This window comes from Flavobacterium sp. LAR06, from assembly GCF_041946075.1.
Classification (GTDB): Bacteria; Bacteroidota; Bacteroidia; order Flavobacteriales; family Flavobacteriaceae; genus Flavobacterium.
The window spans coordinates 118,650-132,455 of the sequence record NZ_JAUTYT010000008.1; the positions used below are offsets into that span (position 1 = coordinate 118,650).

Below are 13,806 nucleotides of genomic sequence, written 5' to 3' on the forward strand. Positions count from 1 at the left end.
TAATTAATAATTAGCTATGAAACTATACCTTAAAATATGGCGACAATTTGATACTTCTTCCAAAGGAGAAATGGTAGATTATGAAATAGACAACGTTTCAGAGCATATGTCTTTCCTTGAAATGCTAGATCTTTTGAACGAATCCCTGATTCAAAAAAAAGAACGTGTCATCGAATTTGATCACGACTGCAGAGAAGGTATTTGTGGGCAATGTGGTGTTATGATTGACGGACGAGCACATGGACCTTTAAAAAACACTACAACCTGCCAGCTTCATATGAGAAGTTTTAAAGATGGCGACACAATCTATATCGAACCCTTTCGTGCAAAAGCTTTCCCTGTACTCAGAGATTTAAAAATCAACAGAAGTGCTTTTGATAAAATCATCACAGCTGGAGGATTTATCGGAGCTTCAACCGGTCAGGCACCAGAAGCTAATAGTATTCCTATCTCCTATGAAACCGCCGAAGCTTCTTTTGATGCTGCCGCTTGTATTGGTTGCGGAGCCTGTGTAGCGACCTGCAAAAATGCAAGTGCCGCTTTATTTGTTGGCGCTAAAATCACCCATTTAGCTTTGCTTCCACAAGGAAAAATTGAAGCCTCAAAAAGGGTTTTAACTATGGTACAGCAAATGGATGCAGAAGGTTTTGGAAATTGTTCTGACACCAGAGCCTGCGAAATCGAATGCCCTCAGGGAATTTCTATTCTCTCAATTGCAAAAATGAATGCCGAATACACTAAAGCTTTGATTTTTAAAAAATAAGCAGTAACATTTAAAATTTTATGAAAATAGAACTTTAAAAATTACTGCCTTATTACATCTAATAAAAGTTCGATTTTTTTCAGTTGCACAAACTGTGCTCTGTCTTAATCTTTTTTATACAGCCTTTCCTGCCCGTCTTGATAAATTCTCTTAATGCCTGTGATTTCGTTTTTTTCTGAAACAATTTTAATGCGGAAATCACTATCCCCATCAAACGTAAATAAGTTTTGCTCTAAAGGAATCAATAAAAGAGTAACGATATTGTTCCATCTGTAATACAACTTACTGTCTTCGTATAAAAGCTCAGATTTTCCAAATTTACCCTGATACGACTTTAAAATTGCAGGATCAACACTTAAAGGTTTTTGTCTGTTTTTAACAACTGGAATAAACCAATCAAGATTGTTGCCTACCGAATCTTTATTTTTTAATGACAGATTTTGCAAAGCCAGCAAATGAGACCTATTTACAGCTTCTTCACTTTTACATAAAACATCTGGCATCACTCCTTTTCCCTCAAAATCCTGATTAGTAATAGGGTCTTTAACCTCTCCAAAAGGTATATTTATAGAAAACCCGTTTGGTAAAACTTTTCGATCAATAGGATGAGCTCCTCCGGCTGTTTTTTCACCTACAATAGTAACACGTTTTAAGTTCTGCAGTGAATAACTCATCCATTCTGCAGCAGAAAAAGTAGAATTGCTTGTTAAAATATAAATATCGATATCAGCAAGGCGTTTACCCGGAACAGATGGCAAAAGCCACATTTCGCGCTCTATTTTTTTTCTGCCTTTTTCATAGTAATAATATTTGTATAGAGGTAATTCCTTACCAGAATAAAAATAGCTGCTTATAAATTGGCCCATTTCCATAGCGCCCCCATTATTTTTACGCAAATCTATTATTAAAGCATCTGTATTCTCAAAAAAATGCATAGCAGCGGCGGCGGTTTCACTTGCTATTGCAGGATCCTCAAAATAATCAAACTCTAAATAGCCAATGTTTCCTTCGAGAATTCGTGTTTGCTGAAAGCCAAAATTTCTCTTTTTTGCCTCAGTTAATTCTTGAGCTTTAATTTTTTGTTGTATCTCTTTATTCCCTTTTTTCTGTTGATCTGCTGCCCATTCCGGGTCATACATTACTCTAAAGTGCAAATCTTTACTAAATTCTAAAAGGTCAGTTGTAAGTTTAGAAGCAAATTCAGTTGGACTTGTGATATTTTTATAGATTCCCTTTTTATAATTCTCATTTAGTTTTTTGTTTATATCCGAAATCGCATTTGGTCTTATGTAAAACTCCTGAAGTTCTTTGGCAAGCGAATCAATAATTTGCTTTTTTTGCATCTCATTTAAAGTAACATCCTTTGTAGTGGAGTCTTTTTGCGAGTAGGTACAAATTGATAATAGCAGTAGTGCTAAAGTTATAATGTTTTTCATTTTTTATGAAGTTTTACAGTTTGAAATTATTTTATGAAGTAGTTTGTCAAGCAATGTAATTTCGTCGAGAGTTAATCCACTAAGTGCTGTTTCCCGATTGAGTTTAAAAACAGGAGTTAATAGAACAATCGTCTTTTGACCTTTCTCAGTTAATAAAAGCTTAGATTTTCTTTTGTCTGATGCATCTACTTCTCTAGTCAAATAATCTTTTTGAACCATGAGCTCTATTATTCTTGTAATGGAAGCATTGTCTTTGAAAATTAATTTTGCTATTTCTATTTGAGGTATTCCTGCGTTATCATTTAAGATAATTAATACTAAACATTGATCGACTGTAATATCATTTACAACCTTTTGTATGTTTTTTTGACAAATTTTCCTGTATTCTTTTATCGCCTGCTCTATCGTATAAAGTACGGTTCCGGTTGGAGTTTTCTTTTGCATATTAAGTCACTTAGCTATAAATCTATTTGATATATCAAATATAATTATTTATTTGATATATCAAACAAATTTGAATCAATTATTATTCTCATCGAATTATCCGCATACATAAAAAAACCCGACAGGCATTATAACCGTGTCGGGTTTTAACAGTAAAGAAATAAGGCTTTTATATACTTCTTTGTGCAACTATTTTTTAAGCTATCTTACTCTCATTACACACAAAATCGCAGAGCTGCAAAGTCTAAAGCGTAAAAAACATCGTGTCTTAGTGTCGTCGCAGCAAATCACACAGCAAAATAAGGCAATAAAATATCTTCAAAATTATACAACCCTTTTTGTTTGTCTTTTAGATTTTCGGCAACAAAAACAACGCCGCTTCCAAAGGCCTCTCTTGAGATTGATTCGTGAATTAGTCTAACCGTTTGATAGGGAAATCCGAAGATCACTTCATGTTTGCCTACGATTCCTCCTGCTCTGACCGAATTAATATTCTCTTTCTCAACATTTAATGCCTCTGCAATTTTTATTGCAGTTCCAGACGTTCCTTCTTTCTTTTTAAAATGTTCTTCATTTACTTCAATATCTACCCAAGGTGCAATTTTCTTCAACAATTTAGCTGCAAAAAGTAAATAATTCACTCCAAGTGTAATATTAGGTGACCAAAAAACAGTCGTTTTAAGGGATAATTTTTTTAATAACTGAAGTTCTTTTTCTTTATAATGAGAAATGGCCGAAATGATTTTAATACTCCTTGTGGCAGCCAGTTCTCCATAATCGTAAATTCCTTCATTCGAAGAAAAATCAATAATGACATCAACAGGATGTTTATCTAAAAGTTCTTCTATTGATGTTTTGGAACTGGAATAGATTAATCCGGGTTCATCTGACTGAATTCCGAAAAATTCCGAAACCGATCTGTTTTCCAAAACAGTACTTTGTCTTAAAACCCACTCTAAGCAGAATTTTTTATTTTCCAGCAGTATTGATGCTACTGATTTTCCCGTCTTTCCGAATCCGATTAGTCCTATTTTCATAATTTATTTTTTTATTGGGCGAAATACCCGTTAACAGAAATTGACATTTTTTTGAAGTTTTTGCCAAGTCTAAAATTTAATTATTATCTAAGCTGATAATTATCTTCTCTCGCTAAAATAGAGATATTATCACGGGAATACTAGTAAAAAGTGGCATTTGTAACAATTAAAAGTGGAGTTAACCAGAATAATTGTGCTAAATTTTTTCGGTTCCAGATTTTAGAATTAATTGCCCGCCTATTATTTTCTTTCTTTAAATAAAGAATTCGCAATTTTAGCAGAGTAAAAAGTGCTTAATTTTTCATTATCCTATTTTTAGAAAAACCACGATAAAAAAAAGATTTCATAATGTCCAACTAAACAAATTTTAATTAGTTTTATGGCCTGATTGCCCCAAACAAAATCAGTACATAATGGCCTACAATAACAACGAATTAATGCGTTTTCTAGACGCGCAGAATAAATTGTACCTTTCTGCACTTGCTGAAATTAAAAAAGGTAAAAAAGAATCTCCATGGATGTGGTTTATTTTTCCCCAGATAAAAGGAATGGCCTCATGTGACACCTCAAAATTCTACGAAATTAAAAATGCCGATGAAGCGATAGCTTTTCTGGAACATCCAATTCTTGGAAAACATTTGATTGAAATCACAGAAGAATTAATCAAAAACGAGGAAAAATCAGCCACAGATATTTTCGGTAACCCTGATGACGAAAAATTGCAATCTTCCCTGACTTTATTCGCCAGCATTCAAAACTCGGAACCCATATTTCAGGAGGCGCTACATAAATATTTTGACGGATCATCTGACTTTCATACCCTGCAATTATTGTACAGCAATCTGTAAAAGTATTGGTAGCTTATCTTAAAAATTCCAAAAAGATAAACTGATTTCCTTTCCTTTTTAAATAAGATAACTATATTTGCAACACTGTTGCGTTTATTGTAATTCGCATAGTTCTCCCAAAAAGAATGAAGAAGAAAGTTATTATTATTAATTTCTTAATGTCTCTAATAGTATTGTCAGCAATGCTGTTTCAGACAGTCCATTCTTACGAACATCTGTTAACCCAATTAAAAGAAAAGCACTGTGAACATCATACCAGTGCTAATCAAAAGGAGATAACGCACAGCCATTCTGTTGATACTAAATGTCCTATTTGTCATTTTGCGTTCAGCACTTTTATTCCGAATTCTTTTCAGTCTTTAACTTTTGAAAAAATACAAATTGAAACTTCTAGCGTATTTCTATATACAAAATCAGTTTCAACTTTCTTCAAAGGCAGTCTTTTTGCATTAAGAGCACCTCCTGCTCTTTAAGCATTACTTCAACATTTTATTAAAGTCAACTTCTTTGTTCATTTTCTACATCTGGGATGAAAGAGAACTGTATTTATAGCTCTTATCAAAATTATCGATAAGGTGTAAAACGGCATTTTTTTAATGTTGAAATAAAGCTATTACCTTAACTGCAATACATCATCCTTTTTTTTCGCAAAACAAACACTAAAGCACTGTTAACTAACAGAATGTACTATCCTTTTGCGATTAATTTAAAATTAAACCCAAAATTAAAATCCATAATACTATGCTTACAGCTGAGAATCTGACAAAAAAATATGGCGAGCAAATCGCGCTTAACAAACTCAATCTAACGATCAAAGAAGGAGAAATATTTGCTCTTTTAGGTCAAAATGGAGCAGGAAAAACCACTACCATCAATCTGTTTCTGGGTTTCATAGAGCCTACTAGTGGAGAACTGAAAATTAATGGTGTTTCAGTAGCTGAAAATGCTCAGGAAACAAAAAAATTCGTTGCTTACATTCCCGAAACAGTGATGCTTTATCCGAATCTTACGGGCATGGAAAACCTTAAGTTTTTCTCGTCTTTGGCCGGATTTAAATATTCTGATGGTGAATTAACATATTTCCTAAGCAAAGCCGGACTGCAAACAACGGCACATCATCAGCCACTTGGTGGTTACTCAAAAGGAATGCGTCAGAAAGTAGGGATCGCCATTGCCATTGCAAAAAAAGCGAAGGTTCTTTTGCTAGATGAACCTACCAGTGGTTTAGATCCAAAAGCTTCTAATGAATTCTCCCAGATCCTAAAAGAACTTTCAGCTGATGGAACAGCCATTTTAATGGCTACACATGACATTTTCAGAGCACGTGAGGTCGCCACTCATATCGGAATTATGAAACAAGGCAATCTAGTCACCATTATTGAGTCTGAGAAAATATCGGCAAATGAACTTGAAGCTCTTTATTTACAAACTGTTTAAAAGGAAAAGTAGTTTCCATCAACCTAAAATGAAAAATTTACTTTCCTTTTTATTCTTATTTATAAGTGGACAATATCTGCATTCACAAGCCATTAGCAAAAAAGTCAAAGACAGCCTTGCTCAGGATTCCATTCAAATGGAAAAAAATGAATTACAAACTGTTGAAATCATGGGACGATCGACACGAAAATACAACAGCGACTACTCTTTTTCTGCTACAAAAACGGCAACATTAAATAAAGATATTCCACAGTCTATTTCTACAATTACCAAAGAATTAATTGTCGATAAAGGCGCTTTTTATTTAGCAGATGCTGTAAAAATGGCCAGTGGTGTTATTCCCGCCAGTTACTACAATCAATACACCATTCGCGGTATCAGTCAAAATGAAGAAGGCCAAATTATTAATGGAATGCGAACCAGACAATATTATTTTCTACAGCCTTTGACCACTAATATCGAACGCATAGAAGTTATAAAAGGACCTTCGAGTGCCACATTCTCCTCTGTAGATCCGGGTGGAAGCATCAATATGGTGACCAAAAAACCTTTGACGACAGACCGAAAAGAAGTCAGTCTGAGCGTTGGAAGTTTCAGTACACTTCGAGGAACTTTAGATTTTACAGGACCGTTAAACGAATCAAAAACACTTTTATATCGTGTAAATGGGGCTTATCAGGAAGCCAAATCGTTTCGGGATCTGGTAAACAACAAATCGTTTCTGTTATCACCCTCGTTCAGTTATATCCCGAATGAAAAAACCGCTATTAATACAGAGTTAATTTTAAGCAGCATGAACGGAAATCTGGATCGTGGGCAGCCTATTTTTGGTGCCATTGCCGGAAAGACCGATTTAAACAAAACGCCTATAAGCTTAAATTTAGGTGCTCCCAGCGACTTTTTCAAATCGAAAGAAATGATTTTGATGACCAATTTTGCTCATAAATTCACTTCTAAAATTGGTTTTAATGCCTCTTACATGAAACAAACCTGGACAGAAGATCTTCAGGAACACCGCACAACCAATGCTTTTGCGGTTGATATGAACAATAAGCCTGTAACAAGTCTTGCTATGATGCAGTTTGTACAGCGCGAACAAAATTGGGATGTTGACAATTTAAGCGCCTATTTTAATTTTGAATTCAAAACAGGAAAACTGAATCATAAACTCCTTACCGGATATGATTTAAGCAGCTGGAACAAAAACAAAGGCGGTGGCCAAAATGCAGCACGTGGTTATTTAATAAAAGACGGAACTGTAGCCGGTTCATTTGTTTTGGCAAACGCCAATAATTATCAAACTACCACTATCGATGGCGTTGTAATGCCCAAACCCAATGTAGATTATTTTAATTTAAATAATCCAACTTATAAAATTACAAGTGCTGACGATTATACTTTAAACGTTCGAACTGCTTTGCCATCGGCTTTAACGACAACAAATGCCATTTATATTCAGGATCAGATTCAATGGCAAAGAATTACCTTTTTACTAGGTCTGCGACAGGAATGGTTTGAAGATATTACCAATTACGAATCAAATAATGAATTGACCGTAAAGAAATCAGCTTTGTTGCCGAGAGTTGGAATCACTTATGCCATAAACAAAGCCATAAACGTTTACACAACTTTTCTTGAAGGTTATCAGCCACAATCGAATACGGTTACTTTGATGCCTCAAACAGGTAGCTTACCCGCCGGAAGTTTGTTTGATCCTCTGGAAAGCAACTTAAAAGAAATAGGCTTAAAAGTGGTCTTTCTTAATAATACCATGAGTTTCAATGCTGCATTTTACGAGATCAATCAGCGCAATATTTTGATGAATGCCAATGATCCCGCCAATCCCGACTTATTAGTAACAAGAGGAGCTGAACGCAGCCGTGGTTTTGAGTGTGACTTAGCTGGATATATTACCCCGCAATGGCAGATTAATGCTTCATACAGTTTTATCGACGCTGAAATAATCAATGATCAGAATCCAGCCCTGATCGGTGCACGAAAGCAAAATACACCAAAAAACAGCGCCAATTTATGGACACGCTACAACTTTGCTCCAGATACTGGTTTAAAAGGCCTCGGCGTTGGTTTCGGTATGCAATATCAAAGCAGCAAAATACCTTGGTTTACAAGAGATTTCACACTTCCAGATTTTACGATTTTTGATGCTGCTTTGTATTATAAACCAAATAATAGCAACATACAAATTGCGGTAAATGCGGGCAATTTGCTCAATAAAACGTATTGGTTAGGTGCTCAAAACTATTTGAGATTGTTTCCCGGAAGCCCACGAAACGCAAGCCTGACTGTAACTTATAAATTTTAATTGGCATGAAACCCATACATATAGAACTTTTAATAGCAAAACATTTAAGAAATACGGTTTTTAAAAATTCAGCCGTATTTATTATCTCATTATTTATTGGTACTCTCTTACTGTTTGCAGCGATATCGGGTTGGAAAAACTACAACAGCCAGAACGAAACCAGTGAAAAGTACCAGCATCAGTCACGGGAAGACTGGCTGAACAATCCAGATAAAAATCCCCATCGGATGGCGCATTATGGAAATTTCGCTTTTCGCAAAAGCACCTCTTTAAGTGTTTTTGAATTTGGAATGGAGCCTTTTTTCGGGAATGCCATATTTCTTGAAGCGCACAAACAAAACACAGCTAACTTCTCTGAAGCCGGATTCTCCAACAGTATTATGCGTTTTGGAGAAATTAGTATTGCAATGGTTTTTCAGATTTTATTGCCACTGTTGATTTTTTTCCTCGGATTTAATTCGGTCGCAGCCGAAAGAGAAAACGGGACATTAAAACTTCTTTTGAGTCAGGGAATCAGTTGGAAACAGCTTTTATTTGGGAAAATACTTGGAGTTGCAAGCGTTATTATGCTGCTTTTTATTCCAGCAGTCGTAGTATTAATTTTTGTTTGGATGCTGCTTCAAAACTTTACCATTTCAGCAGATGAAACAATAAAAATGCTATTGTTTATACTCTTTCATTTTCTTTACCTGTTGTTTTTCTGCGCCATTGCTGTTCTAATTTCTGCTTTAAGCAAAACATCAAAAAAAGCGCTGATTTCCTTAATTGGAATTTGGCTGCTCTTTACCATTATCTTACCGAGAACAACACAGTCGGTTGGAGCTTACATTTTTGAAGCACCTTCGAAAGCGCAATTCAACAGTAATATTGAAAAAGATATTCTGAAACAAGGCGACAGCCATAATCCAAATGATCCGCATTATAAAGCAATCAAAGATTCCTTATTTCACGCTTACAAAGTAGATTCGGTACAGAAACTTCCTTTTAATTATTCCGGTTTTATTATGACCGAAGGCGAAAAAATAAGTTCAAAAATTTACAATCAGCACCTGGAAGATTTACTTCAAATTTATGAAAGGCAAAATAGTTTTTCGAAAGCCGTTTCGTTCCTGAATCCATATATCGCCATGAAAAATTTATCCATGGGATTATCCAACACCGATTACGATTCTTATATCGATTTTCAGAAACAGGCCGAAAATTACCGTTACAATATGGCGCAAAAGATGAATGCCTTGCAAATTAAATACATCAGTAATAAAAAGCCTGCAGTAACAGATAAACCGCTCACAATTGGCAAGGACCATTGGGCCGATATTGATTCTTTTCATTATGAGCCAAAAGGAATTCTGACTGTTTTAAAAACCGAACTCCTTTCAGTTATCTCCCTAATTCTCTGGATTCTGCTGCTTTTTGTTTTCATCAAAATCGCAGCTAAAAACCTAAAAGCCATTTAATATGTTAGTATTACTATTTAAAAATTTCATCCGTTCGAAAGGAACCAAAATTGGTTTGCTTTTTTTACTGCTTATCGGTTTTATAAGTCTCTTAATTGGTCGTCAATTTCAACAAAAACAACAGCAAAATATAGCAGAAACAGCGCTTTATCAAAAAGAGCATATTGCAAGAAATGCGGCTTTTCATAAAGATGAAATGGGGCTCTTGCTGTATTACATAAAATTTTCGCTGGTCAATAAAATATTACCCATAAACAGTCTTGCTATTGGGCAACGTGATGTAAATCCGTCGATACAAAGTGTCACGATTCGTGGTTTAGAAGCACAGAAATATGATTCGGAGTTAAATAATCCAAATAATCTGTTGGCTGGAAATCTTGATTTTGGATTTGTGCTTATTTATCTTTTTCCGCTTTTGATTATCGCCTTTTCGTATAATATCATTTCCGAAGAAAGAGAAAGCGGTACCTGGAAAATTGTTGCCACACAGAGTTCTAATATAAATTTCTATATTCTGAAATTGTTTTACATCCGAATATTAAGCATAATTGCGGTGCTTACCATTGTACTAATAATTGCGGCGTTTTTTCTCAATATTCCATTAGATCAATCTTTGCTCGTCTTTTACGGACTTGGTATTTTATATATTCTTTTTTGGTTTTCGGTTAGTTTCTTTATTGTTTCACTGCAAAAAAGCTCAAACTTCAATGCTGTAATTTTATTGACTATCTGGCTTTTTATGATCATCATATTACCTGCTGTCATCAACTCGTACATTGTCAATAAATATCCGATTCCCGAAGCTTTAGAACTAACTTTAAAACAAAGAAATGCCTATCATGAAAAATGGGATATAGATAAAAAAATAACGATGGATAAATTCTACACACATTATCCACAATTTAAACACTATCCTTTGCCAAATACCGAATTCAGCTGGCTTTGGTATTATGCCATGCAGCAAATGGGCGACGACGAATCGGCAATTCAATCAGGAGAATTGGAGTTGAAACTAAAACAGCGCAATCAGGCCAGCAAACTTATAGCGCAGTTTGTACCAACGCTTCATACGCAAATACAACTGAACGAAATTGCCAAATCTGACCTCGGAAATCAGCTTTTGTTTTTAAATGAAACCAAGGAATTTCATGAAAAATTGCGATTGCATTTTTATCCTAAAATATTCGATAATGCTCCCGTAAATCAGGAAAAATGGGAGAAATTTAAGATTAAAACTTTTGAAGATAACTCAAAATTAGATTTTGCAAAAGCGTTCCTTCCTTTGCTCCTGTTCAATTTAATTTTAATGAGTTTTGGCTGGCTAAATTTCAATAGAAAAAAACAAACTTTCTAAGTTTTTCAGTTCATAATAATTGACATAAAGCCTATTTCATTAATTTGAAATAGGCTTTATTATTGAAATTTCGCTTTATTTCGATACTTCCTTTAATTCGTTGATCTTTTTATTAACCCGCGCAAGATAAGTTGAGTCAGTGCTCAATTCCATTGATTTTGTATAGTTCAATAAAGCATTTTTCTTATCCTTATTGACTTCATAAGCTTCAGCAAGACTATCAAAAGCATTACTGGATTTAGAATATTCCCTGGCATTTAAATTAAAAACTGTTATTGCATCAGCAACGTTTTTATCTTGATACAGCAACGTGTATCCAATACCATTTAAATGTTCTTCCCATTTGACATTCGAATATTTTGGATCTTTCTTTAAAGAAGCAAAAGCATTTTTAAAGTTTGATATATTTTCCTTAGCCGTTTTCTGCAATGTTTCTAATGCTAAAAAATCATAATCAACAATATCATTATCCACAAAATAAGCAATACGATTTACTAAATTTACAATATCGACATCACTACCTATTCCATTTGCTAAAAATATAATGCTTAAATTATCTTTTGGAAAATTTCGATAAGCAACTCTTCTCCCTCCTGAAAAACCATATGATGTATGTCCATTTACTATATTTTGGTCCCATCCAAAAGTAAATTTATGAACTGATTTGGCATATGGAAAGATTTCCCACATCATTTTCTTAGACTTCTCATTAATCAGTTTATTATTATTGAATTTGCTATTCCATTGTATAAAGGTATCCATCGTCATGTTGAGACCATTACAGCTATTTAAGTATTTTCCATTATTAGGAAGTTCTATTTGCATTTTACCGGTTGCAAAATTAGAGTATTGCGTAACTCTATTAGAGATGATATCTCTCGAATCTGTTGAAAAAAAGACACTCTTATCATCTGTTTGAATGAACTGATTTTCTTTTATAAATGTTTCAATATTTTGCTTGCTTACACTTTCAATAATTTTCTGAAGCAGCCAAAAATTAGTTTGATTGTATTCGAATTTTTCCCCTTTCTCAAATTGTATGGCATCTGCAACGACTTTCTCTTTTGCATCATTTTCTGGCAATTGCTCATAATTTACAATATCCGGAAGTCCTGAAGAATGTGTGATCAAATGTTTTATCTGAACAGAATTCCAGGAAACGGGTAAATCATGAAGGTATTTTGAAATTGGATCTTCTAACGATAATTTATTATGCTCTATTAATTGAAATGCTCCGGTTACAATAATCATTTTGGTTAATGAATAAATTCTAAAAATAGAGTTATCGGATACTGGTATATTGTATTCAATATTCGATTTTCCGTAATTATTTCTGTGGATGATTTTGTCGTTCTTAATGACAGCTACAGAAATTCCTGGTATGTTGTATTTGCCAACAACTTCAGATAAATAGTTATCAATTTTAGCACTTGATTCATTTGTTATTTTTACCTGTTCTTGTGCTGATGTTACAGCAAAGAAAAATAGGGCGATAAGCGAAATAAATTGTTTTAGCATCATAATATTATTTTAAGTAAGACGTGCTTTATTATTCTTTGTTACATTACTTTATTTTATTTTTTGTCAGCCAATTTCTATAAATATAAAGCAATTTATTTTCTCATATACAAAGGTAATGTTGCCAGTATAGATCTATTTGCTAGATCTTCATAATAATTTACTATCCAAGCATTGAAGTTTAAAATAGGTCCTTCACAAAATTTAAATTATCATTTTTTAAATTTGTTTGAAACGAAAAGAAGTCTGCTCTTCTCAAAAACAAACCCGTTATGAAACTCCAGCAAATTCAAATTCAAACCAACAATATTCAAGAAACCAAGACATTCTATAACGATATTCTTGGTCTTAAAATCCTTGAAAAAAAGTCTGACTCCCTCACTATTCAGGCGGGAAGTTCGATTTTAAAATTTATTGAAAACCCTGAATTTGATTCTATTTATCATTTTGCTTTTAATATTCCTGAAAATAAACAGGAAGAGGCCATTCAATGGTGTGCTGACAAAGTCGATTTGATAATCATTCAGGACAAACGCATCATTGCCAACTTTGAAACCTGGAATGCAAATGCCATTTATTTTTACGACAATAATGGCAATTTACTAGAGTTTATTGCCAGACATGATTTAGATAATTTTCAAATAAAGGAGTTCAGTCCTAAATCCATATTAAATATTAGCGAAATTGGTATTGTTGACGAAAATCCAATGGAATTAGGTGCAGAATTAATAGAAGAATATGGATTGGATTTTTTTGCTAAAAATTACAATAGCGAAAATTTTGCTGCGATTGGTGACGATGAAGGTTTGCTTATTATAGTAAAACCATATCGAAATTGGTATCCTACTCAAATTCCCTCAAAAAGCAATAAAACGGATCTTAGAATTGAAAATAAAGGCGCTGAAATTGAATTAAATTTTAATACAGCTTCTTAATTTAAAGATTTACTATTCTTTACTTTTACAGAAAACAGAAATTACATAAAAATGCCATTTGTCCGGATAAGTCTTCCGAAGAAACTTTCACTGGAAACAAAAAATAAGATTTCAGAATCAATTCATCATTCTTTAATAGAAGAATTTCATATTCCCAAGGATGATTATTTTCATGTTATTGAAGAATTAGAAAGTCATCAAATAAAATATCCCGAAAGTTATCTCGGAATTTCACATTCTGGATAAATCGTTTA

General features: G+C 33.7%; 13 protein-coding genes. 9 read left to right on the forward strand and 4 right to left on the reverse strand.

Annotated features, from left to right (window positions below; genetic code table 11):
• The first annotated feature begins 16 nt into the window (after nt 1-16).
• Nucleotides 17-763: a succinate dehydrogenase/fumarate reductase iron-sulfur subunit gene (locus Q7C23_RS13205; RefSeq protein WP_375032964.1), complete on the forward strand. Its 747-nt coding sequence runs from the start codon at nt 17-19 to the stop codon at nt 761-763.
• A gap of 104 nt (nt 764-867) precedes the next feature.
• On the opposite strand, the gene Q7C23_RS13210 is transcribed toward Q7C23_RS13205, so the two are convergent.
• From Q7C23_RS13210 to Q7C23_RS13220, 3 genes are all read right to left on the reverse strand, one after another.
• Nucleotides 868-2,199, reverse strand: coding sequence for a S41 family peptidase (locus Q7C23_RS13210; RefSeq protein WP_375032965.1), 1,332 nt, complete (start codon nt 2,197-2,199; stop codon nt 868-870).
• 3 nt (nt 2,200-2,202) lie between these two features.
• A complete protein-coding gene (locus Q7C23_RS13215; protein WP_375032966.1) occupies nt 2,203-2,643 on the reverse strand; it encodes a MarR family winged helix-turn-helix transcriptional regulator in 441 nt (146 codons plus the stop codon).
• A 287-nt stretch (nt 2,644-2,930) separates the two neighbouring features.
• Nucleotides 2,931-3,680, reverse strand: coding sequence for a dihydrodipicolinate reductase C-terminal domain-containing protein (locus Q7C23_RS13220; RefSeq protein WP_375032967.1), 750 nt, complete (start codon nt 3,678-3,680; stop codon nt 2,931-2,933).
• Between the two features lie 413 nt (nt 3,681-4,093).
• Here Q7C23_RS13220 and Q7C23_RS13225 point away from each other — a divergent pair, with 413 nt between their 5' ends.
• The 6 genes from Q7C23_RS13225 (at nt 4,094) to Q7C23_RS13250 (ending at nt 11,099) form a co-directional block, all read left to right on the forward strand.
• Entirely contained in the window at nt 4,094-4,528 is a 435-nt protein-coding gene (locus tag Q7C23_RS13225) for a DUF1810 domain-containing protein (RefSeq protein WP_375032968.1), read from the forward strand.
• A gap of 125 nt (nt 4,529-4,653) precedes the next feature.
• The gene (locus Q7C23_RS13230; protein ID WP_375032969.1) at nt 4,654-5,001 is read left to right on the forward strand and encodes a hypothetical protein; all 348 of its coding nucleotides are present in this window, start codon (nt 4,654-4,656) and stop codon (nt 4,999-5,001) included.
• A 268-nt stretch (nt 5,002-5,269) separates the two neighbouring features.
• Complete coding sequence (locus Q7C23_RS13235) at nt 5,270-5,965, forward strand: ABC transporter ATP-binding protein (RefSeq protein ID WP_375032970.1); 696 nt, start codon at nt 5,270-5,272, stop codon at nt 5,963-5,965.
• A 28-nt stretch (nt 5,966-5,993) separates the two neighbouring features.
• Complete coding sequence (locus tag Q7C23_RS13240; protein WP_375032971.1) at nt 5,994-8,288, forward strand: TonB-dependent siderophore receptor; 2,295 nt, start codon at nt 5,994-5,996, stop codon at nt 8,286-8,288.
• A gap of 5 nt (nt 8,289-8,293) precedes the next feature.
• The gene (locus tag Q7C23_RS13245; RefSeq protein ID WP_375032972.1) at nt 8,294-9,745 is read left to right on the forward strand and encodes an ABC transporter permease; all 1,452 of its coding nucleotides are present in this window, start codon (nt 8,294-8,296) and stop codon (nt 9,743-9,745) included.
• Nucleotide 9,746: 1 nt separating this feature from the next.
• On the forward strand, nt 9,747-11,099 hold the full coding sequence (locus Q7C23_RS13250) for a DUF3526 domain-containing protein (protein ID WP_375032973.1): 1,353 nt from the start codon (nt 9,747-9,749) through the stop codon (nt 11,097-11,099).
• 75 nt (nt 11,100-11,174) lie between these two features.
• Here Q7C23_RS13250 and Q7C23_RS13255 read toward each other — a convergent pair whose 3' ends face one another.
• Entirely contained in the window at nt 11,175-12,620 is a 1,446-nt protein-coding gene (locus Q7C23_RS13255; protein ID WP_375032974.1) for a serine hydrolase, read from the reverse strand.
• Nucleotides 12,621-12,889: 269 nt separating this feature from the next.
• On the opposite strand from Q7C23_RS13255, the gene Q7C23_RS13260 reads away from it, so the two are divergent.
• Both Q7C23_RS13260 and Q7C23_RS13265 read left to right on the forward strand, forming a co-directional pair.
• The gene (locus Q7C23_RS13260) at nt 12,890-13,552 is read left to right on the forward strand and encodes a VOC family protein (RefSeq protein ID WP_375032975.1); all 663 of its coding nucleotides are present in this window, start codon (nt 12,890-12,892) and stop codon (nt 13,550-13,552) included.
• 51 nt (nt 13,553-13,603) lie between these two features.
• Entirely contained in the window at nt 13,604-13,798 is a 195-nt protein-coding gene (locus Q7C23_RS13265) for a tautomerase family protein (RefSeq protein ID WP_375032976.1), read from the forward strand.
• Nucleotides 13,799-13,806: the final 8 nt, after the last annotated feature.